This window comes from Streptomyces sp. 3211.6 (assembly GCF_003634815.1).
GTDB lineage: Bacteria > Actinomycetota > Actinomycetes > Streptomycetales > Streptomycetaceae > Streptomyces > Streptomyces katrae_A.
Window position 1 is genome coordinate 1,672,151 of sequence record NZ_RBXC01000001.1, and the last position, 23,626, is coordinate 1,695,776.

General features: G+C 71.5%; 24 protein-coding genes. All 24 read right to left on the bottom strand.

Annotated features, from left to right (window positions below):
- Positions 1-14 precede the first annotated feature (14 nt).
- Complete coding sequence (locus BX286_RS07770; protein WP_237292699.1) at positions 15-659, bottom strand: TMEM175 family protein; 645 nt, start codon at positions 657-659, stop codon at positions 15-17.
- Between the two features lie 81 nt (positions 660-740).
- Entirely contained in the window at positions 741-1,082 is a 342-nt protein-coding gene (locus BX286_RS07775; protein WP_079424931.1) for a nuclear transport factor 2 family protein, read from the bottom strand.
- 79 nt (positions 1,083-1,161) lie between these two features.
- Positions 1,162-2,613 (bottom strand): ATP-binding protein, encoded by a 1,452-nt coding sequence (locus tag BX286_RS36465; protein WP_159402073.1) that lies wholly within the window; start codon positions 2,611-2,613, stop codon positions 1,162-1,164.
- Positions 2,610-3,872: an MFS transporter gene (locus tag BX286_RS07790; protein WP_121014774.1), complete on the bottom strand. Its 1,263-nt coding sequence runs from the start codon at positions 3,870-3,872 to the stop codon at positions 2,610-2,612. The genes BX286_RS36465 and BX286_RS07790 overlap by 4 nt, the downstream gene beginning before the upstream one ends.
- A 42-nt stretch (positions 3,873-3,914) precedes the next feature.
- Positions 3,915-4,742, bottom strand: coding sequence for a xanthine dehydrogenase family protein subunit M (locus tag BX286_RS07795; RefSeq protein ID WP_121014775.1), 828 nt, complete (start codon positions 4,740-4,742; stop codon positions 3,915-3,917).
- Positions 4,739-7,141 carry a xanthine dehydrogenase family protein molybdopterin-binding subunit gene (locus BX286_RS07800; protein WP_079424939.1) on the bottom strand — a complete coding sequence of 801 codons (2,403 nt, stop codon included), beginning with the start codon at positions 7,139-7,141 and terminating at the stop codon, positions 4,739-4,741. Before BX286_RS07800 ends, BX286_RS07795 begins: the two co-directional genes overlap by 4 nt.
- 5 nt (positions 7,142-7,146) lie before the next feature.
- Positions 7,147-7,683 (bottom strand): (2Fe-2S)-binding protein, encoded by a 537-nt coding sequence (locus BX286_RS07805; RefSeq protein WP_079424941.1) that lies wholly within the window; start codon positions 7,681-7,683, stop codon positions 7,147-7,149.
- Entirely contained in the window at positions 7,674-8,282 is a 609-nt protein-coding gene (locus BX286_RS07810; protein ID WP_079424943.1) for an NADPH-dependent F420 reductase, read from the bottom strand. Before BX286_RS07810 ends, BX286_RS07805 begins: the two co-directional genes overlap by 10 nt.
- 48 nt (positions 8,283-8,330) lie before the next feature.
- Positions 8,331-9,815: an aldehyde dehydrogenase gene (locus BX286_RS07815; protein ID WP_079424945.1), complete on the bottom strand. Its 1,485-nt coding sequence runs from the start codon at positions 9,813-9,815 to the stop codon at positions 8,331-8,333.
- A 191-nt stretch (positions 9,816-10,006) separates the two neighbouring features.
- Positions 10,007-10,747, bottom strand: coding sequence for a type 1 glutamine amidotransferase domain-containing protein (locus tag BX286_RS07820; protein ID WP_121014776.1), 741 nt, complete (start codon positions 10,745-10,747; stop codon positions 10,007-10,009).
- Between the two features lie 70 nt (positions 10,748-10,817).
- Positions 10,818-11,564 (bottom strand): MinD/ParA family protein, encoded by a 747-nt coding sequence (locus tag BX286_RS07825; RefSeq protein ID WP_079424948.1) that lies wholly within the window; start codon positions 11,562-11,564, stop codon positions 10,818-10,820.
- Entirely contained in the window at positions 11,564-12,823 is a 1,260-nt protein-coding gene (locus BX286_RS07830; protein ID WP_079424950.1) for a PP2C family protein-serine/threonine phosphatase, read from the bottom strand. Before BX286_RS07830 ends, BX286_RS07825 begins: the two co-directional genes overlap by 1 nt.
- A complete protein-coding gene (locus tag BX286_RS07835) occupies positions 12,805-13,269 on the bottom strand; it encodes an anti-sigma regulatory factor (RefSeq protein WP_237292701.1) in 465 nt (154 codons plus the stop codon). The genes BX286_RS07830 and BX286_RS07835 overlap by 19 nt, the downstream gene beginning before the upstream one ends.
- Positions 13,270-13,286: 17 nt before the next feature.
- A complete protein-coding gene (locus BX286_RS07840) occupies positions 13,287-13,598 on the bottom strand; it encodes an STAS domain-containing protein (protein WP_079424952.1) in 312 nt (103 codons plus the stop codon).
- Positions 13,599-13,614: 16 nt separating this feature from the next.
- The gene (glgX, locus tag BX286_RS07845; protein WP_237292703.1) at positions 13,615-15,747 is read right to left on the bottom strand and encodes a glycogen debranching protein GlgX; all 2,133 of its coding nucleotides are present in this window, start codon (positions 15,745-15,747) and stop codon (positions 13,615-13,617) included.
- Positions 15,744-16,088, bottom strand: coding sequence for an STAS domain-containing protein (locus tag BX286_RS07850; RefSeq protein WP_079424956.1), 345 nt, complete (start codon positions 16,086-16,088; stop codon positions 15,744-15,746). Before BX286_RS07850 ends, glgX begins: the two co-directional genes overlap by 4 nt.
- A gap of 40 nt (positions 16,089-16,128) precedes the next feature.
- Positions 16,129-17,952, bottom strand: coding sequence for an AGE family epimerase/isomerase (locus BX286_RS07855; protein ID WP_079424958.1), 1,824 nt, complete (start codon positions 17,950-17,952; stop codon positions 16,129-16,131).
- 1 nt (position 17,953) lies between these two features.
- On the bottom strand, positions 17,954-18,400 hold the full coding sequence (locus BX286_RS07860; protein ID WP_208949809.1) for a VOC family protein: 447 nt from the start codon (positions 18,398-18,400) through the stop codon (positions 17,954-17,956).
- Entirely contained in the window at positions 18,400-19,011 is a 612-nt protein-coding gene (locus BX286_RS07865; protein ID WP_121014777.1) for a DJ-1/PfpI family protein, read from the bottom strand. Before BX286_RS07865 ends, BX286_RS07860 begins: the two co-directional genes overlap by 1 nt.
- Entirely contained in the window at positions 19,004-20,620 is a 1,617-nt protein-coding gene (locus tag BX286_RS07870) for a GMC family oxidoreductase (protein ID WP_121014778.1), read from the bottom strand. Before BX286_RS07870 ends, BX286_RS07865 begins: the two co-directional genes overlap by 8 nt.
- Positions 20,621-20,634: 14 nt before the next feature.
- Positions 20,635-21,018 (bottom strand): nuclear transport factor 2 family protein, encoded by a 384-nt coding sequence (locus BX286_RS07875; RefSeq protein ID WP_079424964.1) that lies wholly within the window; start codon positions 21,016-21,018, stop codon positions 20,635-20,637.
- Positions 21,019-21,033: 15 nt separating this feature from the next.
- A complete protein-coding gene (locus BX286_RS07880) occupies positions 21,034-21,489 on the bottom strand; it encodes a nuclear transport factor 2 family protein (protein ID WP_079424966.1) in 456 nt (151 codons plus the stop codon).
- Positions 21,490-21,502: 13 nt separating this feature from the next.
- Positions 21,503-21,934, bottom strand: a complete 432-nt coding sequence (locus BX286_RS07885; protein ID WP_079424968.1) for a nuclear transport factor 2 family protein — start codon at positions 21,932-21,934, stop codon at positions 21,503-21,505.
- 34 nt (positions 21,935-21,968) lie between these two features.
- A complete protein-coding gene (locus BX286_RS07890; protein WP_100865098.1) occupies positions 21,969-23,615 on the bottom strand; it encodes a thiamine pyrophosphate-binding protein in 1,647 nt (548 codons plus the stop codon).
- Between the last annotated feature and the right edge of the window lie 11 nt (positions 23,616-23,626).

The window sequence follows — 23,626 nt, forward strand, 5'->3', positions numbered from 1 at the left end:
GTAGGGCCCTGCGGCTACTTCCTGAGGTCGCTGCCAGATTCGAGCCGCTCTTCCTCTACCACGAGCGGGATGGGGATCTGGTTCGCCGCGTAGTAGAGGGCGATCAGGAAGTGTGCGACGAGAGTGAGAGGTGCGGAGAAGAAGGACAGAATCACAGTCAAGGGGTAGGCGACCGCACCCAGCCCGAATCGGACGCGGGTGGCCCGGGCCCCGTCCTTGTCCACCGCTTCGTGGAAGAGGTGGCCGACCTTGGTCACGTACCACCAGAAGCCCAGGAACGCGAGGGCGTACACGACGGTCCACGAACTGTAGAGGATCGCGGCGACGTTGGCCGAATCCCCGTCCATGAGGTGCTCGGCGAGGATGTTGGTGGTGTAGGGAATCACCGAAACCACCATCAGCACCAGCAGATTCAGGAACAACAGGGGCCGGTCGACCCGCTTGAGGTGACTGAAGATCGTGTGGTGGTTCACCCACATCACGCCGATGATGAGGAAACTCACCAGATACGCGGCATAGTGCGGCCATTGCTCCCGGAGCCCGTGCCACAGGGCGGACCCCCGCTCTTCCGGAACCTTTAACTCCAGCACCAGAATGGTGATCACGATGGCGAATACGCCGTCGCTGAACGCCTCCACCCGGTTGGTTTCCTGCTCCATGACCTCCCCTTCACATTTCCCTCACGTGCGCGGGGAGGGCCGCCTGCGCCCTCCCCGCCCACGCTACCCACGAAAGGGCGGTCAGCTGCCGAAGCCGGCCGTCTGGCGCCAGATCCGGCCATCGCGGACGACGAGTGTCCCGAACGCCTGCTCCGGAGCGCCGTTCAGGTTCATGATCGCCCGGTAGAAGATGGTGTCGTCGGTCTCGATGTACTCCTGGAGTTCGACCAGCGTGGGCTTGAGGGTGAGATAGCCGGTGAACGTCTCGCGAACGGCCTCGATGCCCACCGAGGCCCCCTCGAAGCGGACCAGGACGGCGTCCTCGGTGTAGTTCTTCATCACCGCCTCGATGTCCAGCGCGGCCAGGGCGTCCATCTGGCGGACGAAGACCGGGTGCAGCGCGGAGATGTCGTACTTGGCCATGTTCGACTTCCTTTCGGTGGGAGTGGGTGACGGCTTGCGGGGTGACGGTTCGCGGGGGCGGGCCGACCGGGGCGCCGGCTCAGCCCGCCAGGGGCAGGCGTACGAGCATCCGGGTCTCGCCCGGCCGGGAGCGGGCCGTGATCGACCCGTGGTGGCGCTGGGTCACGATCCGGTAGCTGAGGTGCAGCCCCAGACCGGTGCCCTTGCCCACGTCCTTGGTCGTGTAGAAGGGCTCGAAGATGCGCGGCAGGACGTCCTCGGGGATGCCCCGGCCGGTGTCGGTGATCTCCACGACCATGCAGACGCCCTCGGCGTGGCAGCGCAGGGTCAGCGTGCCCGCGCCCTCCATGGCCTCGGCCGCGTTGTCGACCAGGTTGGTCCACACCTGGTTGAGCTCCCCCGGGTACCCGGTCAGCTCCGGCAGGTCCGGTTCGTAGGCGCGGACGATGGTGATCCCGGCGAGCTTGGAGCGGAGCACGACCAGGGTGTTCTCCAGGCCGTCGGTCACCGCGAACCGCTGCTCGGGAGCCCGGTCGAGGTTGGCGTAGTCCCGGGTGGCCGCGACCAGCTGGGAGATGCGGGGCCCCGCCGCGCGCAGCTCGGCGGCCAGCGAACGGGCCTCCAGCAGCGCCGCCAGGTGGTCCAGGGCGGCGGCCAGGGAGGCCTCGCCGATCCCCTCCAGCCGCTCCAGCAGCCATTCGAGCTCCAGCCCGAGGTCGGAGGCCCCGGAGCCGAGCAGTCCCGGCCGGGCCGCTCCGGCCTCCTGCGCCCAGTCGGTGATCTCCTCCTCGGCGTCGGCCTGGGCCAGCGGGTCGGTGGTCTCGGGCGGCGGGAGCCGGTCCAGCTCCCCGGCCAGCCGCTCCAGCACGCCGCGCTCCGCGTCCGTGGCGGCCGCCCCCCACCCGTACGCGGTGGCGGTCAGCCGGTCCAGGGCGGGCACCAGCTCCTGCGCGGCGCGGGCCACGGCGGCGGCCGGGTTGTTGAGCTCGTGCGCCAGGCCGGCGGCCAGCGTGCCCAGCGCCTCGACGGTGGCCCGTTTGCGGGCCTGGACCTCGGAGGACTTGATCCGCCAGGCCAGCACGGGGATCAGTACGGCGGCCACCCCGTTGCAGCGGGTCAGCATCTCGAAGAACACCGGCTTGGGATAGGCCACGACGGTGGTCGCCGGGCCGCTGGCGGAGGCGGTGGCCACGTAGGAGCCGTCCGTGAGCAGGGGCAGCTCCCCGGTGAACCGGTGGGCGGCGGTGGGCTTGCCGTCGTGCTCGTCCGCGGCGGCGCTCTCCTCCTCGGTGGAGTGCCGGGTCAGGACCTCCTCCCGGCCGTCGACGACCTTGGTGACGACCAGCCCGCCGGAGACCAGCACGTGGAAGCAGGTGGCCTCGTCCCCGTCGCGGAAGAGGACCTCGCCGTCGGCCAGGACGCGCAAGTGGGAGACCGAGACGAGCCAGTCCAGCTGGTCCTCGGTGAGGGCGGCGAAGATCTCCAGCCCCTGCAGGGTGGTCCGCAGCTCCTTGGTGCTCACAGTGGTCACAGGGTGCTCCCCTCGGCCCTGGTGCGCGCCGCCAGCCGCAGGGTCGTGAACAGGGCCAGCGCGCACACCGCGGCGACGGCGGCCATGAAGCCGACGGAGGTGCGCTGCAGGCCGTGGATGTTGGTCAGGAGTCCGGCGAGGACCGCCGGGACGCTCATGGCGAGATAGGCGAAGACGTAGACGGCGGCGGTCAGTTCGCCGCGGTGTTCGGGTTCGGCGAGGGTGCTGATCGCGCGGAAGGAGCCGAGGAACGCCGCTCCCCAGCCGCTGCCGAGGACGGCGGTGGCGGCGAGGAACACGGGCGCCGAGCCGAGGCCGAGCGCCAGCAGCACCAGGGCGAGCCCGGCGAGCAGCCCGAGCAGCCCGAGCACGGCGGTGCGCAGCGGTGCGGTGCGGCCCAGCAGCAGCTGGGCGGCGGTGGCGGAGCCGGCGAGCAGGGCCACCGTGGCCCCGCCGGCCAGGTAGTTGGTGGTGTGGAGCAGGGACAGGGCCAGGTGCGGCCCGAGCGAGAGGTAGAAGCCGCCGACGGTCCAGACGGCCACGATCGTCAGCACCAGCACGGCGAACCTGCGCCGTATGGCGGGCGGTACGCGGATCCGGCGCGGTGCCACCCGGAGCCGGCCCCCGGCGCCGGGCGCGCTCTCGCCCATCCGGACCACCCCGACCAGGGTGGCCGCGAAGGCGGCGACCAGCAGCAGGTAGCTCAGCACGGTCGGGGCGGGCGCGTACTGGACGAGCAGTCCCGCCCCGAGCCCGCCGAGGCCGATGCCGACGGTCGGTCCCGCGCTGTTGACCTGCGCCCCGAGGGCGGGCCGCGAGCGCGGGCTGAGTTCCAGCAGGGCCGCCCCCATCGCCCCGGTGGCCAGGCCCACCGCCAGCCCCTGTACGGCGCGGGCGGCGAGCAGCAGGCCGAGTCCCCCGGCCCCGGCGAACAGTCCCATCGAGACGATCGCGAGGACCAGCCCCGCGGCGAGGACGGGCCGGCGCCCCAGGGTGTCGGAGAGCGAGCCGAACAGCAGCAGCCCGGCGAGGACGGTGACGGCGTACACGGCGAAGACCACCGTGACGACGCCGGAGGACAGTCCCCAGCGCTGCTGGTAGAGCACGTAGAGGGCGGAGGGCACGGAGGAGGAGAGCATCAGCAGGACGAGGACCGCGCCCACCACCCAGAAGCCGGACGGTCTCGGCCCGGCCGCCGCGCGGCCGCCGGCTGGGTGCAGGACGTCTCCCGTGGTCGTCGTCTCGGTCGGTTCGGGCACGCTCGTCAACTCCACTCCCCCGCCCTGCCCCGGCGGGCCGTCTCAGGCGCTGCTGTGGGCCGCCGCCCGGGCCAGCGCGCGGGCGGTGAGCACGCCCGCGAGATGGCCGAGGTACTCGGCCGAGGTACCGCGCCCGGGGACGAACAGCTCCCTGGGCTCGGCGCGGAACGCCGCGAGCACCGCCCCCGTCGTGTAGGCGCCCCCGCGCAGCCGGTCCTCGACCCCGCGCAGGCGCAGGGCGCGGGGGGTGGCTCCGGTGACCGCGATCCGCGGCCCGTCGGGGGTGATCCGTACGGCGGCGGCGCACAGCGGGTAGCGGGTGGCCCGGTCGGCGGTCTTCTCGAAGGCGGCCGCCCCTCCGGCGGCGGGCACCAGCAGGGCGGTCAGCACCTCCCCGGCGGGCACCCCGGAGGCGGCCAGTTCCTCGGCCGGGACGGTTCGGGTCCCGCCGGGTCCGGCCAGTTCGGCCCGTGCGCCGGCGGCGATGGCGGCGACGGGCAGGTCGGTGGGGCGCTCGGCCGCGGCCAGGTTGCCGCCGACGGTGCCGAGGTTGCGGACCTGGGGGTCGCCGTTGGCGCGGGCCGCGGCGGCCAGCTCCGGGGCCCCGGCCCGCACCTGCGGGTGCGCGGCGAGCTCGGCGAGGGTGGTCAGCGCCCCGATCCGCAGCTCGCCGCCGGTCCGTGCGACCCCGTGCAGGGCCGCGAGGTGGCGCAGGTCGACCAGCAGGCGGGCCCGGTCGGCTCCGGTGCGCAGGGCGGGCAGCAGGCTCTGGCCGCCGGCGAGCACCCGGGCCCCGTCCGTGCCGGCGAGGAGGGCGAGGGCCTCTTCGAGGGAGGCGGGCCGGACGTAGTCGAAGTCGGCGAGGATCACCGGGCCCCTCCTTCCAGTACGCGCCAGACCTTCTCGGGGGTCAGCGGCATGTCGATGTGCTGGACGCCCAGGTCGGCGAGGGCGTCGACCACCGCGTTGACGACGGCGGCGGCGGGCGGCACGGTGGCGATCTCGCCCGCGCCCTTGGCGCCGAGCGGGTTGTGCGGGGAGGGGGTGACGGTCCGGTCGAGGGTGAAGAAGGGCACGTCGGCCGCCCGGGGCAGGGCGTAGTGGGTCAGGTCGGAGCTGAGCAGGATGCCGTTCTCGTCGTACTCGGCGGCCTCCATCAGGGCCTGGCCCAGGCCGTGCACGATGCTGCCCTCGATCTGGCCGTGGACGATCTTCGGGTTCCCGATGTTCCCGGCGTCGTCCACGGCGGTGTAGTCGACCACCTCGGTCTCACCGGTGAGTTCGTCGATCTCGACCACCGCGACGTGCGTGCCGAAGGGGTAGTTGAAGTCCGGCGGGTCGAAGTGGGTGGTCTCGTCCAGGGCCGGTTCGATCTCGGGGGGCAGGCCCCAGCCGTACCACATGGCCATGGCCAGTTCGGCGAAGGTCTTGGCGTTCTCCGGGTTTCCGGCCTCGTGGACGCCGCCGTGCTCGTAGACGACCTTGTCCTCGGGGACGTTCAGGAAGACGGCCCCGGCCTTGATCAGCTTGGCCTTGATCTTGCGGGCGGTGAGGGCGACGGCGGGGGCGGCCATGCTGTAGGAGCGGGAGCCGTAGGTGCCCTGCCCGTACGGGGCCTTGAGGGTGTCCCCCTCGTACACCTGGACCTGCGCCGGGTCGATGCCGAGTTCGTCGGCGGCGACCATCGCGAAGACGGTGCCGTGGCTCTGGCCGGTGGAGGCGGAGCCGACGGTGACGGTGACCTCGCCGGTGGGGTGGACGCGGATGTTGGCGCTCTCCCAGGTGCCGCCGAGCATGCCCTCCTTGGACATCCGGGTCGAGGGGCCGACCCCGCAGATGGCCACGTAGGTGGCGATGCCGACGCCCAGGCGCTTGCCGCGGGCGCGGGCCGCCGCCTTGCGGGCGGGCATGCCGGCGTACCCGGCCAGCTCCAGGGCCCGCTCGAAGTTGGGCGCGTAGTTCCCGGAGTCGTAGGTCCAGCCGAGGCCGTTGTCGTACGGGAACTTCTCCTTGGGCACCAGGTTCCTGCGGCGGACCTCCGCCGGGTCCATGCCGATCTCGGCGGCGTACCGGTCGACGAGGCGTTCCATCAGGAAGGCGGCCTCGGCGCGTCCGCTGCCGCGCTGGGCGCCGAGGGAGACCGTGTTGGTGAAGGCGGCGTACACCTCGCAGAAGGCGGCGGGGATCTCGTACATGCCGCTGATGGAGCGGCCCATCAGGGCGGTGGCGACGCCGGGGCCGATGGTGGAGGGGTAGGCGCCGAGGTTGGCGTAGCTGGTGCAGCGCACGGCGGTGATCCGGCCGTCGCGGGTGCCGGCGAGGGTGACGTGCTGGCGGTGGTCGCGGCCCTGGACGGTGGAGTTCATCAGCCCGGTGCGGGTGTCGACCCATTTGACGGGCCGGCCGAGCGCCTTGGAGAGCAGCAGGACCAGCGCCATGTCGGGGTAGAGGTAGCCCTTGGTGCCGAAGCTCCCGCCGACGGTCGGGGCGATCACGCGGAGCTTGTTGAACGGGATGCCGAGGACCAGCGCGGAGAGCAGGAACCGGTGGTTGTGCGGGCCCTGGGTGGAGGCGTAGAGGGTGTACTCGCCGGTGGCGGCGTTGTAGTCGCCGACGGCCCCGCGCGGTTCGATGGGGCTGTTGATGGTGCGCTGGTTGACGAGGTCCAGCTCGACGGTGACCTCGGCGCGGGCGATGGCGGCGTCGGTGCGGTCCTTGTCGCCGCAGGTCCAGTACGCGTTGAGGTTGCCGGGGACGGCCTCGTGCAGCTGGGGCGCCCCCTCGGCGAGGGCTTCGTCGGCCCGGGTGACCACGGGCAGCGGTTCGTAGGCCACGTCGATCGCGGCGAGGGCGGCGGCGGCCTGGCGCGGGGTCTCGGCGACGACGACGGCCACGGGATCGCCGACGTGCCGGACGGTGTCCCCGGTGAGGACCGGGCGGGCGCCGGGCAGTCCGTAGGGGTGGGGCGGGAAGTGGCTCTCCACCCCGCCGGGTATCCAGATGCAGGGCAGCGGCATGACGTCGGTGAAGTCGGCGGCGGTGGCCACCTTCAGGACGCCCGGCAGCCGCTCGGCCGCCGCGGTGTCGATGGAGAGGATCCTCGCGTGGGCGACCGGGCTTCCGAGGATGGCCATGTGGGCGGTGCCGGGCAGGTCGATGTCCGCCACGTACACGGCTTCGCCGCGCAGCAGTTGCGGGTCCTCGCGGCTGTCGAGCGGCTGCCCGAGGACGGTGCCCGCGGTGGTGCTCTCCCCCGTCACGGTGGTCATCCCCCTCACCGCCCCTCGGCCGCGGGCACGGCGGAACCGGCGGAAGGGGCCGGCGGCGGCGCGGCGCAGGCGCGCTGCACGCCGCGGACCACGCTGTGGTAGCCGGTGCAGCGGCACAGGTTACCGGTGAGCCACTCGCGGATCTCGGGCTCGGTGGGCGCCGTTCCGGGAGTGGTGTTCTCCACGAGCTCGCCGAGGGCCATCACCATCCCGGGGGTGCAGAACCCGCACTGGGTGCCGTGCTCCTGGCGCAGGGCCTCCTGGAGGCCGGTCAGTTCACCGCCCCGCTCGGACACCCCCTCGATGGTGGTGACCTCGGAGCCGGCGGCGGAGGCGGTCAGGACCAGGCAGCTCTTGACGGACCGGCCGTCGAGGCGGACCACGCAGGTGCCGCACTGGCCGGTGTCGCAGCCGACCTTGGTGCCGGTCAGCCCGAGTCCGTCGCGGAGCCGTTCCACGAGGAGTTCGCTCGGCCGGGCCGCGAACTCCTCGGGTCTCCCGTTCACGTGGAGGGTCAGGGTGGGGGCGGGTGTCAGATCCATGCGAGCGCCTGCGCTTCCGTGAGCGACCGGTTGAAGAGGGGGCCGCCGGGCTGCTGGAGAATTCCTCCGGAGTGCAGCGATCCGGTGTCGACGGCGGCGAATCCGAGATCGGCGATGATTCCCGCGACGATTTCCTTCGCTTTGGGGTCGTCGCCCGCCGTGTAATGCGCGAGGCGTTCCCCTGCGGATTTGCCGGCAGTGGCCAGGGTTTCGAAATGCATGGTGTTCAGGGATTTCACGACCCGGGCACCGGGGTACCACTCGGCGACCAGTTCGCTGGAGGTGCGCCCGCCCAGGTCGGCGGGGGTGCCGGGGCCGCTGAACGCGTTGGTGGCGTCCACCAGCACCTTGTCCTGCACGACGTGCGGGGGCAGCAGCCCGCGCACGCTCGCGTACGGCACCATCAGCACCAGGAGGTCGGCCCGTCCCGCGGCCGGGGCGGGGCGTGCCGCGGTGGCGGCAGGGCCCAGTTCGGCCAGCAGGGGGGCGAGTGATTCCGGCCCGGTGGCGTTGGCGAGGACCACCTCGTGGCCTGCCGCCACCAGGATCCTCGCGAGGGTCGAGCCGATCCGTCCGGTGCCGATGACGCCTGTCCGCATCGATGCTCCTCGATCGCTCGGTCCGGCGGTGCCGGACGTCGGGTCCGTTCAGTCCATGCCGATCCAGACCGACTTGGTCTGGGTGTAGCTCTCCAGGGACTCCGGGCCGCACTCGCGGCCGTAGCCGGAGGCCTTGTAGCCGCCGTAGGGGACGGAGGGGTCGTACTGGTTGTAGCAATTGACCCAGACGGTGCCGGCCTTGATCTGCGAGGCGACCCGGTGGGCCCGGCGCAGGTCCTTGGTGTGGACGCCGGCGGCGAGGCCGTACGCGCTGTCGTTGGCGATGCGCACGGCGTCCTCCTCGGTGTCGAAGGGGATGACCGACAGGACGGGGCCGAAGATCTCCTCCTGGGCGATCCGCATCCCGTTGTCGACGCCGGTGAAGACGGTGGGCAGGAAGTACAGGCCCTGGCTGGAGGCGCCCTCGGGGGTCCAGCCGGTGCCGCCGGTGCGCAGGAGGGCGCCTTCCTTCTCGCCCACCTCGATGTAGGAGCTGACCTTGTCGAACTGGGCGCGGTGGGCCAGCGGCCCGAAGAGGGTGTCCGGGTCGCGCGGGTCCCCGGGCTTGAGGGCGGCGGCCCGGCGGACCAGGCGTTCGACCAGTTCGTCGTGGATGGGGCGCTGGAGCAGCAGCCGGGAGCCGGCCGTGCAGATCTCGCCCTTGTTGTAGTAGATGCCGAAGAAGGCCAGTTCCTCGGCGGCGTCGAGGTCGGCGTCGGCGAAGACGATGTTGGCGGACTTGCCGCCGAGTTCCATCGTGACCTTCTTCAGGGTGCCGGCCGACTTGCGGATGATCGACTGTCCGACGGCGGTGGAGCCGGTGAAGGCGATCTTGTCGATGCCGGGGTGGCCGGTGAGGGTTTCGCCGAGCTCCACGCCGGGCCCGGTGACCACGTTCAGCACCCCGTCGGGGATCTCCGCCTCCTGGAACAGCTCGGCGATCTTCAGGGCGGTGAGCGGGGTGGCCGGGGAGGGCTTGTGGACCACCGTGTTCCCGGCCGCGAGGGCCGGGGCGATCTTCGTCATCGACAGCAGCAGCGGGAAGTTGAACGGGGTGATGGCGCAGACCACGCCCAGCGGCTCGCGCAGGGTGTAGGCGAGCTGGCCGCCGGCGGGGGCCCTGGAGGAGCCGTCGACCCTGGTGACCGCGCCCGCGTAGTAGTGCATCAGCTGGGCGGCCATGGGTGCGTCGACGGTGCTGGAGAAGGCGAACGGCTTGCCCATGTCCACCGTTTCCAGCAGGGCGATCTCCTCCAGGTCCCGTTCGATCAGCTCACCGACGCGGTTGAGCCGCAGCGCTCGCTCCTGGGCCGACAGCCGGCTCCACGGGCCCTCCTCGTACGCCGTGCGGGCGGCCGCGACGGCGGCGTCCGCGTCGGTCGCGGCGGCCTGGGCCACCGGTACGATCTCCTGTCCGTCGATCGGGCTGATGTCCGGTTCCGTGCGGCCGTCCCGGGCCGGGACCCACTGGCCGCCGATGAACAGCTTCCCGGGGTGGGCCAGCGGGTGGCCGCTGAGCTCGCGCTTGGTCATGGCTGCACCTTCCGGTGTCGCGGGGGCTAGGGCCTGACCGACCATTCGCGCCGGATCAGGCCGGGTCGTTCGGTGCGTGCGATCGGCGTGCGGCCGGGACGCCCTCGTAGCGGAGCTACTTGGGCGTTTCGGCCGTGCGGCGAGCGTGCGTGCCGGGCGGGCCGGCCCCGGTGGGAATGGTCGGACAGGCCCTACGCCTCTTCGAGCCGGCGCAGGAACGTCTCGGCGAGGGCCTTGGAGGAGTAGGGGTTCTGGCCGGTGGTGAGCTTGCGGTCGACGACGACGTGGGAGTCCCAGATGACGTCGGCCTTCTCGTAGCGGGCGCCGAGTCTGGTCAGCTCGGCCTCCAGGATCAGCGGGAGTCGGCCGGCCATGTTGGTGACCAGTTCCTCGTCATGGGAGAACGCCGTCATCCGGTAGCCCTCGAAGGGCCAGCGGCCCTCCCCGTCGCGCAGGGCGAGCAGGGCGGTGTGGCCGTGGCAGACGGTGGCGAGGGGCTTGTCCTGGGCGATGGCCCAGCGCAGCACCTGCGCGAGCTCGTCGGACTTCGGCAGGTCCCCGATGGCCCCGTGGCCGCCGCTGATGTAGAGGGCGTCGTACCCGGCGACGTCCTTCTCGCCGAGGGACTCGATCGCGAGGGGGCTGCGCAGCTGGGGGGCCTGCTCGATGACGCGGACGTACTCGGCCGCGTTGGCGGCGTCCTCGTCGGGCGAGCCCTCCGGGCGGACGTACCGCAGGAAGCCGGGGTCGATGCTGGTCTGGTCGACCGTGGGGGTGGTGCCCCCGATCGTCGCCACGTCGACGGTGTGGCCGGCGGCCTGGAAGAGGGTGTAGGGGACCACGAATTCCTCGGCCCAGAAGCCCGAGGGGTGCTGCTCCCCGTCCAGGAGATGGAGGGTGGCCTTTGCCGTCAAGACGACGAGAATCCTCATGATTCTCTCCTTGTTCTGGATTCGCTGCCGATTCAACACGCCCCTGGAGGAGGGGCGTAAGGGGGTGACGTCAGGCCCGCGATACTTCGTCACGTGCGTCCAACGCCGTGAGGATCGTGCGGAATTCGCCGACCAGGGGGTGGTCGGGGAACGCTTCGGCGAATATGCGCTCGCCGTAGAGGGCCGCCATTTCCGGTACGTACGGGAGGATTCCGGCCAGGGGGGTGCCGTATACCTCCTCGGCGCGCCGGCGGACGGCTTGGTGGTCGACGCCCTCGGGCGCCATGCTCAGGACGAGGGCGCGCCGGCAGGCCAGCCGCCCGGCGAGGGCGATGGTCTCCTCGACCCCGGAGAGGTCCACGCGGTCCGCCCTCGTCATGATCAGTACGACGTCGGCGCTGCCCATGGCGGTCACCGACTCGTTGTTGAGCCCTGCGTGCGTGTCGAGCAGCAGGACGTCCAGCGCGTGGCTGCGCGCCAGCCGCTCGAAGCCCTCCGGGAGCAGGCCGACGTCGTACCCGGTGGCCATCAGCTCCCGCAGGGCCGCCGTCCCGGTCCGGGCCGGTACGACGTACAGGCCGGCCACCGAGGTGCGCCGGGCGGCGGCCTCGATCTCGCAGCGGCCGAGCAGGTAGTCGGCCAGCGAGCCGGTGCCCGGCGCGACCCCGAACAGCAGGTCCAGGGTGGGCGACTGGAGGTCGGTGTCGACCACCCCGACCCGCTGTCCGGCCGCGGCCAGCAGCAGGGCGAGGTTGGCCAGCACCGAGGACTTCCCGGTGCCGCCGCGGTGCGAGTGCACCACGATGGTCCGGGTCATCACGCCACCACCCGGTAGCCCGCCCCGTCCGCATGCGGCCCCCGCGCCGCACGTGGCCGGTGCAGGGCCAGCATGGTGACGTCGTCGTGCTGTTCGGCGGTGCCGGTGTGCTCGCGCACCGCCCGGTCCATCAGGTCGACCACGTCCCGGCCGCTCGCCGGGGGGCCGGCGAGCAGTTCGAGCATCCTGTCGTCACCGAGGAAGTAGCCTTCGGGGCAGCGTGCCTCGGGCACTCCGTCGGTGAACACGAAAAGGGTGTCGCCCGGGTCGAGCTGGGCGTAGCCGAGGGTGTAGACGCAGTCGGGGAGGACCCCGACCGCAGGTCCCGTGACCTCCAGGGCCCGGGTGCCGGAGCCGTCGCCGGAGAGCAGCAGCGGCGGGTTGTGACCGCCGTTGATGTAGACGAGGCTGCCGGTGCGGGGGTCCAGGACGCCGAAGAAGAGGGTGGCGAAGTACCCCTGCCTGAGGTGGTTGCGGGTGAGGTAGCCGTTGGTGGCGGTGACCGCGTTGAGCAGCGGGGTGGCGCCGACCACCGGGGTGCGCCGGCTGCCGCCGCTGCGGCCGGCGGCCATCAGGTGCTGCAGGCCGCTGTTCTCGGCGGTGTGGCGCAGCAGGGAGCGGATGAGCGCCATGAAGAGGGCGGCGCCCACTCCCTTGTCGCAGACGTCGGCGACGACGAGGGCCAGTCTGCGGCCCCGGGAGATCTCGAAGACGTCGTAGAAGTCCCCGGCGACCTGGCGGGCCGGCCGGAAGCGGACGTCGATCTCCCAGCCTGCGGGGACGGGCAGCGATTCGGGCAGGAAGCCGGCCTGGATCTCCCGGCCGATCTCCAGTTCCTTCTCGTAGCCCATGAGTTCGGCGCGGGCGTCGGCCTCCTGCACGGTGCGGCCGAGTCCGGCGCGTTCGGTGCAGCTGCGCAGCCGGGCCGCGACCAGGGCGGGCAGGAAGGGCGGGACGAGGTAGTCGTGGCCGAGGCGGACGTGCCGCTCCAGGGCGGCGAAGTCGGCGACGGTCCAGGCGACCACGATCGGGGCCCCGGCCCAGCGGCGCAGCCGGCGCACGACGGTGCGCACGGTGTCCCCGTCGGCTTCGGCGGGGACGAGCAGGACGTCCCCCGCGGGCAGCGCGTCCAGGCGGCCGCGCAGCAGGAGCGGGAGGGTGGGGGTGACGAGTTCGGCGTCCATCAGCCGGAGCGCTTCGAGCAGTCCGGCCGGGGGCAGCGGGTGCACGTCGAGGATGATCACGGTCGTGGAGGGCATGCGTCCGTCCCCTCGGCCTTGACGGTCAGCGTGCTGATGTTGCGGCCGTCCCTGCGGGCATAGGTGTACGCATCCACGCTGGTCAGGGCCAGGTGGATGCCGAGGCCGCCGACCCTGCGCCGTTCCGGGGGGACCCCGGGGGCGGGCGGCAGGCGGCCTGCGACGGGGTCGAACGCGGGGGCGGTGTCCTCGATGACGATCCGCACCCCGTCGGGACCGGAGCGGCCCAGGACGGTGATCCGTCCCTCGCCGCCCCGGTACCCGTGCATCACGATGTTGGTGGCCAGTTCGTCCACGGCCAGCCGGATCCGGTACGTCGCCCCGGTGCCGAGGCCGGCCCGGGCGGCGAGCCGCAGGACGAACGCGGCGATCTCGCCCAGTGCCCCCAGCGTCGCGGGCACCTCCAGCACGGCGGGCTTCCTCGCCAGTTCGACCACGTCACTCACCGGCCCGGGCCGTGTGCTCAGTCATCGGCCAGCAGGATGCTGCGGTCGAGTCCGGCCGTGCGGATGGTCCGCGAGACGGGCTCGATGGCGCCGACCACCTTGATGGTGACGTGGTCCGCCACCTTCTGCTGGGCGAAGACCAGGGAGCGCAGCCCGGCGCTGGCCATGTAGCCGACGCCCGCCATCCGGATCTCGACGGTGCTGGTGCCGTGGCCGGCGGCCTTCTCGATGGTCTGGTGGAAGTCCGGCGCGGTCTTGGCGTCCAGCTCGCCCGTCAGTTCGATCACGGTGGTGTCGCCCTCGATGCTCAGGGACACGGAAAGCGGCATGTCAGGTCTCCTTCGGTCACTCGGGGTCGTTGGCGCGGCCGACCAGGATCACGACCGAGCGCGGGCCGATCAGGTACTTGCCGGCGTTGTCGAGCTCCTGCTCGGTCCCCGGGGTGCGGATGTCGTGCGGGGCCTCGGCCCCGGTGTCGGCGAACAGGTGCCAGCTGCGGCCGTGGGGCAGGGCGGGCAGTTCCAGGTCGTGCGCCTCCCAGTGGGAGTTCATGGCCACGTACACCACGTCCTCGTCGGAGGTGCCGCAGCGGGCCACCGCGATCAGGCGGCTCTCCGGCGACCAGTCGGGCTGCCAGGCCCGCTCCCCGTGCCAGCTGATGTCCGGCAGCCCGAGGCCGTCGCGGAGCCGGCCGGTGGGGTGGGTGGTGGAGCGCAGCTCGCGGTGGCGGCCCCGGAAGGCGATCAGCTCGCGGGTGAAGCGGAGCAGTTCGGCGTTCTCGTCGACCTGGTCCCAGTCGAACCAGGACAGTTCGTTGTCCTGGCAGTAGGTGTTGTTGTTGCCCTGCTGGGTGCGGGCGACCTCGTCCCCGGACAGCAGCATCGGGATGCCCTGGCTGGTGAGCAGGATGGCCAGGGCGTTCTTCATCTGGCGCAGCCGCAGGGCGTTGACGGCGGGGTCGTCCGTGGGGCCCTCGGCCCCGCAGTTCCAGCTGTTGTTGTCGTTGGCCCCGTCGTTGTTGCCCTCGCCGTTGGCCTCGTTGTGCTTGTCGTTGTACGAGACGAGGTCGGCCAGGGTGAAACCGTCGTGGGCCGTCAGGAAGTTGACGGATGCGGTGGTCCCGCGGCTGGAGTAGAGGTCGGGCGAGCCGGCTATCCGGGTGGCCAGCTCCCCCGTGACCCCGGGGTCGCCCTTGAGGAAGCGGCGCACGGTGTCGCGGTACTTGCCGTTCCACTCGGCCCAGCGGCCGTAGGCCGGGAAGTTGCCGACCTCGTAGAGGCCGCCCGCGTCCCAGGCCTCGGCGATCAGCTTGGTGTGCCGCAGGACGGGGTCGAAGGCGAGCATCTCCAGCAGCGGCGGGTTGGGCAGCGGGGTGCCGTCCAGGTCCCGGCCGAGGATGGCCGCGAGGTCGAAGCGGAAGCCGTCGACGTGGTAGTCGGCGACCCAGTGGCGCAGGCAGTCGAGCACGTAGTTGCGCACGACGGGGTGGTTGCAGTTGACCGTGTTGCCGGTGCCGCTGAAGTTGAAGTAGTACCCCTCGGGCGTGAGCATGTAGTACGTGGCGTTGTCGAGGCCCTTGAAGGAGATGGTGGGGCCCTGCTCGTTGCCCTCGGCGGTGTGGTTGAAGACGACGTCGAGGATGACCTCGATGCCGGCCGCGTGCAGGTCCTTGATCAGGGTGCGGAACTCGTCGCCCTGCATCCCGTAGCGTCCGGTGGCCGCGTAGCCGGCCTTGGGCGCGAAGAAGGAGACGGTGTTGTAGCCCCAGTAGTCGTAGAGCTTCTCGCCGGTCTCCGGGTTGCTGCGCGGGTTGTCGCTCTCGTCGAACTCGAAGACGGGAAGCAGCTCGATGCAGTTGACCCCGAGCTCCTTGAGGTACGGGATCTTCTCCCGCAGCCCCGCGAAGGTGCCGGGGGCGGTGACCTGCGAGGAGGGGTGCCGGGTGAAGCCTCGGACGTGGGCCTCGTAGACGACGAGGTCCTCGGCGGGGATCCCCAGCGGGGTGTCGTCGCCCCAGTCGAAGTCCTGGAGGCAGACCCGCGAGCGGTACTGGTAGCCGCGGCTGCGGTCCGGCTCCACGCCCCACACGTCGCGGCCGGCGATCAGCCGGGCGTAGGGGTCGGAGAGGACCTGGCGGGCGTCGAAGCGGTGGCCGGTGGCCGGGTCGAAGGGGCCGTCGGCCCGGTAGCCGTACTCGATGTTCTCGTGGTCGAGGCCGAAGACCGTCATGGAGAAGACGCTGCCGGTGCGGAACTCGTCGGGGAATTCCAGCTCGGCCATCGGCTCGGGCTCTCCGCGCTTGTAGATGACCAGGGTCATGGAGGTGGCCTGGTCGGAGAAGACGGAGAAGCTGACCCCGCCGGGGACCACGTTGGCCCCGAAGGGGAACGGCTTGCCCGCGCGGACGCGGTACCCGCCCACTTCGTGGGTCGGGTACGCGTCCACGCGCAGCACTCGTTCGGAGCGGGCCTCGCTCATCGCGCGGCCCTGGCCCGCCCGGCGGCGGCCGCGGCCTGGCCGGTCTCGAAGAAGTCGAGGAAGCCGGTGGCCGACATGACGAACCGGACTTCCTCGCTCACCCCGTACAGGGTGACGGCGACGCCGGCGTGCTGGGCCTCGCGGTAGACGACCAGCAGGGTGCGCAGGCCGGCGCTGGAGACGTAGGTGACGGCGGTCAGGTCGATGCGCAGCGCCCGGCCCTCGCGGACGAGCGGCAGCAGGGTCTCCAGCAGGGTGCCGGAGGTCTCGCTGTTGATCTCGCCGGTGGCGACGAGCACGGTGCCCGTCTTGTTCCGGCGTTCCTTCAGGTTCAGACTCATGTCGTGCTTCCCCTCTGGTTGGGGCGCCCCCCGTTGGGCATTACTTCTGGGCCACCGGCCGGAGCCGGACCTTGACCTTGACCCGCCCCTGGACGTCGGGGAGGTGGACGGTCAGCTCGTCCGCGTCGAACTCCTCGTACGGCTTCTCGTCGATCTCCACCGACGCGATCCGCACCGAGCCCGCGGGCAGCAGGTCGGGCGAGACGCGCAGGGTCCGGCCGGGCAGGTCGGCCGGGTCGGGCTGGAAGTGGAAGTCCATCTCCCGGCCGTTGATGAGCAGGTTGTTGTAGACGGCGGCGAGGTAGCACAGCTCCGCCGAGTGGTACATGGACATCGAGTGGCTGCCCTTGAGCCGCTCGGTGCCGAGCAGGTACGGCGTGCCGCTGGCGAGCACGTTGAAGTACACGGCTCCCTCGTCGTGGTCGAGGAAGAAGGTGTTGTAGAAGGCCTGCGCCTGGCGTGCCTCGCGCAGGTTCGCCTCGCCGCCGACGGTGCCGTTCAGGATGAGGTAGGCGAGGATCGCCTGCTCCTGCTGCCACCAGGCCTTGCGGTCGTGCCAGGCGAAACGGTACGCCTCCTGGTCCCCCTCCTTCACCCGTTCCACGACGTCGTACCAGCCGCCGCGCTGGCGGTCGCTGCCGACGGCGGGCATGATCTCGCCGATCTTGCGGGCGAGCTCCTGGTAGGCGGGCTTGGCCTTCAGCGAGTTCATCCGCATCAGGTTCCAGGCGATCTTCAGGTTGTGCCCGACGACCGCGCGGTTCTGCTGCCAGCTGTGCGCGGTGTCGTGCGACCAGTCGCGGAAGAAGCGCTCCTGGACGAACGGGCTGTTCTTGTAGTCCGGGAACTTGTCCGCGATGGTGTCGAAGGTGTACTCGAGGAAATCGGCGTACTTCTGGTCGCCGGTCGCCAGGTACAGGTTGATCAGGTAGGCGGGCGCGTGGTCGCCGACGGAGTTCCAGTTCTTGCGTTCGGCGTTCTCGCCCAGGGACTCGTGGTCGGGGCTGAAGAGGATCGGGTCGATGTGCGAGAAGTACCCGCCCTGCTCCGGGTCGTGGAAGAACTTGTCGAACAGCCGGATGGTGGCGTCGGCGTCGTTCTTGATCCGGACGTCGCCGGTGACCCGGTAGGTCTGGATCGGGCCGGCCAGGGCGTAGATCTGCTCGTACATCGGGATCGCGTCGTAGTCGTCGGAGAACTCCGAGGTGAACAGCTTGCGCTCGCTGTCCCCGTCGACGCTGATGCCGTGGTACCAGTAGACGACGTCTTCCTCGCTGTCCACGACCCGCATGTGCTTGCGCAGGTACTCGGTGCCGCGTTCGGCGATCTCCAGGTACTCGTCCTTGCCGGTCAGCAGGTAGGCCGAGGCCATGCCGTAGACCAGGCGGGAGATGGTGTCGGTCTCCTGGACGTGGCTGGCGGTCTTGTCGCCGCCGAGCCGGATCTCGGTGCGGTACTGCGTGAAGTCCACCGGCCCGTCACCGAACTGCGCCCGCTTGTAGAAGTCGGCGAGGGACTCGATCTGCTTGACCCACCAGCCGGCCTCCTCGAAGCGGTAGTCCTCGGCGCTGCGGCCCAGGAAAACCAGCCGCTTGGCGTCGAAGCGGCCGCCCTGCTCGGGGTAGTGGACCCCGTAGGCGAAGAGGAACCGGCCGGCCGAGAGCATCTCGTCGACGTGCCCGGAGGCGTCGACGTACGGCTCGTCCAGGTTGCGCACCAGCTCGGCGCTGGGACCCGAGGCGAGCGAGACGTCGAACTCCCGGTCGTCGGCGGTCCGCAGGCGCAGCAGCCGCGACGCGGAGTCGAAGCGGACGACGTAGCCCGCGATCGTGTCGGAGAAGGAGAAGCCGGGCGTGCCCGCCATGTCATGCACCGTCCTTGTCGTGTGAGCTGTCGTCCTCGAATCCCTGACTGACCTCGACGATCACCCCGTCGGGATCGCGGACCCACACGGTCCGCCAGCCGCAGATGAAGTCGTCGAAGTCCAGCGGCCCCAGGGTCACGTCGGCCGCCTCGCCCAGTTCGGCGAGGAAGGCGTCGACGTCGTCCGTCTGGAAGGCCAGGTGCCGGATCCGGCCGGGGGCCGGCGGCCCGTCGTCGTGTGCCGGGCGGGCCGGGCCCACCGGCGACTCGAAGAGCTCCAGGTACGCGTCCCCCTTGCGCAGGAACACGATCCGGGCCTCCCCGAGGTCGACCACCCGGGCCCGGGTGAAGCCGAAGTACCGGGTGTAGAACTCCTCGGTGCTCTTCTGGTCGGCGCAGTTGAGGCCCACGTGCGACCAGACCATCGCGCGCTGCCCGGTGCCGGCCATCAGGCGTTCCCCCGGCCCCGGCGCGCCGCGAGCAGTTCGATGATCCGGCGGGCGAAGAGGTGGTGGTGGCCGCCGGTGCGGCCGGTGACCAGGTCCCCGTCGACCACCACGTCCTCGTCGACGTACTCGGCACCCATGTTGCGGACGTCGCCGATGAGGTTGTTGTGGCAGACCACCTTGCGGCCGCGGACCTTGTCCGGGATGGACGAGGCCAGCCACATGCCGTGGCAGATGATCCCCTTGAGGACGGTCGGTTCCTCGAAGGCCCGGCGCAGGAACTCGGTCGCGGGCGCCAGCACGTCCACGTCCTCGGTGTAGCGCAGCCGGTCGGCCACCATGCCCGAGGGCACGATGACCGCGGCGTACCGGCGCAGTTCCTCGTCGTCCAGCCCCTCCAGGGACTTCTCGGCGGTGAACGGCGCCCGGTACTCGTGCCCGGAGAAGGTGATGGAGTCGTTGCCCCACAGCCGGGTCAGGAAGTCGACCTCGGCGCCCTCCTCGGCGAACCGGCGCTGGTAGTAGAAGATCTCCGGCTCGTAGAAGTCGCTCTCGACCAGGACCGCGATCCGCGTCCCGGTCAGCACGCCCTCGCGCAGTACGACGTCAGGCACGTCGGGCCCCCCTGTTCCGGCCGGTGAGGAAGTCCGCCGCGCGTTCGGCGATCATCGCGATGGCGGTGTGGCAGTTGCCCGACGGGACCGCCGGCATCACGCTCGCGTCCACGACGCGCAGGTTCCGTACGCCGTGCACCCGCAGTTCGGGGTCGACCACGCAGAGGTCGTCGACGCCCATCCGGCAGGAGCCCGCCTGGTGGTGGTAGCTCTCGGCCTTCTGCCGTACGAAGGTCCGCAGGTCCTCGTCGGTGACGGCGCCGGGCCCCGGCTGGAGCTCCTGCTTGTACCAGGGCGAGAAGGCGGAGGTGGCGAAGATCTCCCGGGCGAGCTTGACGCCCTGCACCATCCGTTCGAGGTCCCAGCGGTCGCCCAGGTAGTTCGGGTTGATCAGCGGGTGGGCGAGCGGGTCGGCGCTCGCCAGCCGGACGGAGCCGCGCGAGACCGGGCGGACGACGCCGGGCAGGATGGACACCGTGTTCGGGTGGCTGCGGCCGACGATCACGTCGAAGGGGACGTGGACGAAGGCGATCTGGAGGTCCGGGGCGGGCAGTCCGGGCCGGGAGGACAGGAACAGCGCGCTCTCCGACAGGTTCTGCGCCGGCGCCGGGAGTTCCTGGGTGACCTCGGCCATCAGCCCGGTCAGGACGTGGTTGTGGAAGTTCTCGCCGACCCCGGGCAGGGCCGCGGTGACCTCGATGCCGTGCTCGCGCAGCTGCTCGGGGTGGCCGATGCCGGAGAGCAGCAGCAGCTTCGGGGACTCGATCGCCCCGGCGGCCACGATCACCTCCCGGCGGGCCCGCACGGTGTGCAGTCCGGGGGCCGCGGCGGTGCTGTGGCCGTCGCGTACCGTCCGGCCGGGGATCTCGGCCGGGGGCCGGAGCTGGACGTACTCGACGCCCGTGCAGGTGTCCCCGTCGAAGAGCAGCCGGGTGGTCTGCGCGCTGGTGCGCAGGGTCAGGTTGGGGCGGGCGAGGGCCGGCTCCAGGTAGGCGGCCAGGGTGCCCTGGCGGCGGCCGTCGGCCACGTCGATGTGGTGCCAGCCGGTGCCGAAGAGGCCGCGGCGGGGGCCGTCGGTGTTGAAGTCGGCGATCTCCTGGTGGCCGAGTTCGACGGCGGCGTCGATGAAGGCGCGGGAGACCGGGTTGGGGCCGTGCCGCCCGGCGTTGGTGACCCGCTGGGGGCCGCCGGTGCCGGTGGTGGGGGCGGTGGCGTCCTCCTGGTCCTCCAGCAGCGCGAAGTACGGCAGCACGTCCTCGTACGCCCAGCCGGCCGCGCCCTGGTAGGCCCAGTTGTCGAAGTCCGAGGCGTGGCCCCGGATGTGCATCATGATGTAGAGGTTGCTGCTGCCGCCGGGCGCCTTGCCGCGCGGCTCGTAGGTCCGCCGCCCGCCGAGGCCCGGCTGCGGGACGCTGGTGTAGCCCCAGTCGACGGGGCCGCCGAGCAGCTTGTACCAGGAGGACGGGTCGTCCACCTCGGGCGGGATGCGGTTCCCGCCGGCCTCCAGGACCAGGACGGAGACGTCCGGGTCGGCGGAGAGGCGGTGGGCGAGGACGCTGCCGGCGGTGCCGGAGCCGACGATCACGTAGTCGTACTGGTCTGTGGCCACGGGTCCGGTTCCCCTCAGTCCTGGCTCAGCACCTGGAAGGGAACGGTGTCGTGGAAGTTGGCCATGTAGGCGATCCGGCCGTCCACGATCCGGAAGAAGTTCATCACCTCGGCCTCGATGGCCTGCCCCGACGGGCTTTCGGCGGTGATGTGGGAGACGGCCGCGGCCTTCTCCCCGTCGACCAGGAAGTGCACGGGCTCGTTGCGGAAGACCCGGTACATGGCCCCCATGCCCTTCATCATCGACCGCAGGGTCTCCAGGCCCTCGATGTGTCCGGCGAGCTGCTCGTCCATGACCTGGTCCTCGGCGAACAGGTCGCACCAGCGGTCCCAGTCCCCGGCGTTGGCGTACTCGTAGTACTTTCGAAGGACTTCGGTCACGCTCTCTCGGGCGTCCATCGGTCTCTCATCCCCCTATCGGTCCCTGCGGGTGCCGTCCGGCGCGAAGGGCGCCCAGAACTGGCTGAAGGCACTGGCCGTGTCGCCGAAGAGCCCGTCGCGGCCCTCGACGATCCGCCCGTCGCGCCACTTCATGAAGTGGAAGACCGGGTAGTCCATCCGCTCGTACGGGGAGCCGGCCGCCGGGTCCGCGCCGTCCCGCAGGGCGGTGTTGCGGCAGACGTCGGCGCTGCAGTCCGGCCCGGTCAGGACCGCTTCCAGCTCCATGCGGAAGGTGCCGCCGGTGAGCTTGTGGGTCTGGCCCATCAGCTCCAGGAAGGCGTCCAGGCTCTCGTACCAGCCGGCCAGCGGGTGGTTGCCGGGCACCAGCCAGCGCAGGTCCTCGGAGTAGTACTCCAGGATGCGCGCGCGGTCTCCGGAGCCGAGGGCCCGGTAGGCGGCCTCGACCCGCTCGCGGGTCACTTCGGTCATCGCCGCGGCCCTTTCAGAGCGAGCCCGAACCGGGCATCGGCGCCAGTTCGTTGACGGTGTACTGCTTGATCAGCGGGCCGTCCGCGCCCGCCACCACGGTCCAGGTCTGGTCGGCGTCGAAGCCGAGCCACTGGCTGCGGGCGGCCGGCGGGTCCCAGATCTTGGCCTGCCAGTTGACGAGGACGCGGACGATCGCCCGGTCGCCCTCGATGACCGGCTCCACCTTGGTGACCGTGTGCACCTCGTCGAAGAAGCGGTGGGTGACGGCGTCGTACCAGCGGCCGAAGCCCTGGTGGCCGAGGAAGGTGTCCTCGGGGACCTTGAACTCCAGGTCCTCGGTGATGAGGGCGAGGACCTGCTCCAGCGGGAGGTGGCGGTCCAGGGCCACGTACCAGTTCTCGGCGAAGGTGCGGATCGCGTCCTCGGTCAGCCGCTCGGCGGGCATGCGGTCTCCTCCTGTTCGGTGTGGTCCGGTCGGTTCAGATCTGGACGTCGACGAGGTACGGGCCGGGGTGGGCCAGCATCCGGTCCACGGCGGCGGCCGCCTCGTCCGGCTTCTCCACCCGCGTCCCGTCGGCGCCCAGCGCCCGGGCGAGCCCCGCGAAGTCGATCTCGGGGCGGGAGAGGTCGAAGGAGCCCGGGAAGGGGTGTCCGGCGATGTCCCGTTCCCGCCAGTACTGGGCGATGTTGTCGTCGAGCAGCCGGTACTTGCGGTTGTTGCAGACCACGAACTTGGCGTCGATCCCGTGCCGGACCGCCGTCCACAGCGCCTGGTAGGTGTACATGGACCCGCCGTCGCCCGCGAAGCCGACGACGAGCCGGTCGGGGCGGGCCAGCTTGGCGCCGACCGCCCCCGGGAAGCCCACGCCCAGCGAACCGCCCCGGGTGAGGTGGTAGTCGCCCGGGCGCTCGGGCGGCAGGTACCGGGTGACGAGCGGGGAGGTGGTCAGCGCCTCGTCGAAGACGATCAGGTCCCCGCCGGTGCGCTCGGCCAGCCTCCGCAGGAAGACGGCCATCGGCGTGTCCTCGTCCGGGGACGGCTGCCGGGCGGCGTCGGCCCGCTCCCCGGTCCTCGCCTGGAGCCGCGCGGCCGCCGCCGCGCGCCGCTGCGGGGTGAGCCGCTGTTCCAGCACGCCGGCCAGCGCGCGCAGCGCCTGGCGCGGGTCGGCGGCGAGCCCGAGGTCGACGGGGTGGTTCTTGGCGATCTCGTAGGCGTTCAGGTCGATGTGCACGACCCTGGCGCCGGGCCGGAAGGGGTTCTCCAGTTCGGGGAACACCTCGGGGAAGACGTAGGTGCCGACGATCAGCACCCCGTCGGCCTCCCCGACCAGCTCCTTGCTGTGCGGGCCGAACATGTGGCCGGTCTGGCCGCGGCGCAGCGGGTGCGAGGCCGCGATGTTGACCTCGGAGGAGTCGACCTCGTACACGTCGGCGCCCAGCAGCTCGGCGACGGCGGCGAGTTCGGCCTGGGCCCCGGAGAGCGAGACCCCGTCCCCGACGAGGACCACGGGGCGTTCGGCGGAGGCGAGCAGCTCCGCCGCCCGGCCCACCGAGGCCGGCGAGGGCGCCACGTCGGTCAGCGGCACGGTGGCGGGCAGGACGGGTTCGGAGTTGAGCTCGTCCAGCACGTCCATGGGCAGGGCCACGAACACCGGGCCGCGCGGCGGGGTGAGGGCGATCTTCACGGCCCGCCGGATCGTGCGCAGCACGGACCGGGGGTCGGTGACCCGGGTCGCGTACTTGGTCACGGGCCTGGCCATGGCCACCAGGTCACTGGCCATCTGGGCGTCCATGGCGTCGTAGCGCACCCCGGCGTCGCCGGCGACCACGACCAGCGGGGTGTGGCCGCGCAGCGACTGGTAGAGCATGCCGATGCCGTTGCCCAGCCCCACGCCGGAGTGCAGCTGGAGCAGGGCCGCACCGCCGGTGGCCCGGGCGTAGCCGTCGGCGATGCCGGCGGCCACGGTCTCCTGGAGGGCCAGGACGTAGTGGAAGTCCGCCGCCGCGTCCGCCGCGTCGAGGAATCCCTGTTCCACCGTTCCCGGATTTCCGAACATCACCGTCAGGCCGTCGGCCTTGAACTGCTCGATCAGCCTTTCCCGTCCGGGAGTGGCTTCGGAATTCATCGGACTCCCCC

What these genes read in the sequence shown, in the direction of transcription:
- BX286_RS07815 (WP_079424945.1), bottom strand. Translation starts at nt 9,815, where the DNA reads ATGACCAAGCGCGAGCTCAGCGGCCACCCGCTGGCCCACCCCGGGAAG.
- BX286_RS07890 (WP_100865098.1), bottom strand. Translation starts at nt 23,615, where the DNA reads ATGAATTCCGAAGCCACTCCCGGACGGGAAAGGCTGATCGAGCAGTTC.
- BX286_RS07830 (WP_079424950.1), bottom strand. Translation starts at nt 12,823, where the DNA reads ATGCCCTCCACGACCGTGATCATCCTCGACGTGCACCCGCTGCCCCCG.
- BX286_RS07840 (WP_079424952.1), bottom strand. Translation starts at nt 13,598, where the DNA reads ATGCCGCTTTCCGTGTCCCTGAGCATCGAGGGCGACACCACCGTGATC.
- BX286_RS07775 (WP_079424931.1), bottom strand. Translation starts at nt 1,082, where the DNA reads ATGGCCAAGTACGACATCTCCGCGCTGCACCCGGTCTTCGTCCGCCAG.
- BX286_RS07770 (WP_237292699.1), bottom strand. Translation starts at nt 659, where the DNA reads ATGGAGCAGGAAACCAACCGGGTGGAGGCGTTCAGCGACGGCGTATTC.
- BX286_RS07805 (WP_079424941.1), bottom strand. Translation starts at nt 7,683, where the DNA reads ATGGATCTGACACCCGCCCCCACCCTGACCCTCCACGTGAACGGGAGA.
- BX286_RS07810 (WP_079424943.1), bottom strand. Translation starts at nt 8,282, where the DNA reads ATGCGGACAGGCGTCATCGGCACCGGACGGATCGGCTCGACCCTCGCG.
- BX286_RS07820 (WP_121014776.1), bottom strand. Translation starts at nt 10,747, where the DNA reads ATGAGGATTCTCGTCGTCTTGACGGCAAAGGCCACCCTCCATCTCCTG.
- BX286_RS07855 (WP_079424958.1), bottom strand. Translation starts at nt 17,952, where the DNA reads ATGGCGGGCACGCCCGGCTTCTCCTTCTCCGACACGATCGCGGGCTAC.
- BX286_RS07800 (WP_079424939.1), bottom strand. Translation starts at nt 7,141, where the DNA reads ATGACCACCGTGACGGGGGAGAGCACCACCGCGGGCACCGTCCTCGGG.
- BX286_RS07885 (WP_079424968.1), bottom strand. Translation starts at nt 21,934, where the DNA reads ATGCCCGCCGAGCGGCTGACCGAGGACGCGATCCGCACCTTCGCCGAG.
- BX286_RS07880 (WP_079424966.1), bottom strand. Translation starts at nt 21,489, where the DNA reads ATGACCGAAGTGACCCGCGAGCGGGTCGAGGCCGCCTACCGGGCCCTC.
- BX286_RS07850 (WP_079424956.1), bottom strand. Translation starts at nt 16,088, where the DNA reads ATGAGTCTGAACCTGAAGGAACGCCGGAACAAGACGGGCACCGTGCTC.
- BX286_RS07825 (WP_079424948.1), bottom strand. Translation starts at nt 11,564, where the DNA reads ATGACCCGGACCATCGTGGTGCACTCGCACCGCGGCGGCACCGGGAAG.
- BX286_RS07860 (WP_208949809.1), bottom strand. Translation starts at nt 18,400, where the DNA reads ATGGCCGGCACCGGGCAGCGCGCGATGGTCTGGTCGCACGTGGGCCTC.
- BX286_RS07875 (WP_079424964.1), bottom strand. Translation starts at nt 21,018, where the DNA reads ATGGACGCCCGAGAGAGCGTGACCGAAGTCCTTCGAAAGTACTACGAG.
- glgX (WP_237292703.1), bottom strand. Translation starts at nt 15,747, where the DNA reads ATGAGCGAGGCCCGCTCCGAACGAGTGCTGCGCGTGGACGCGTACCCG.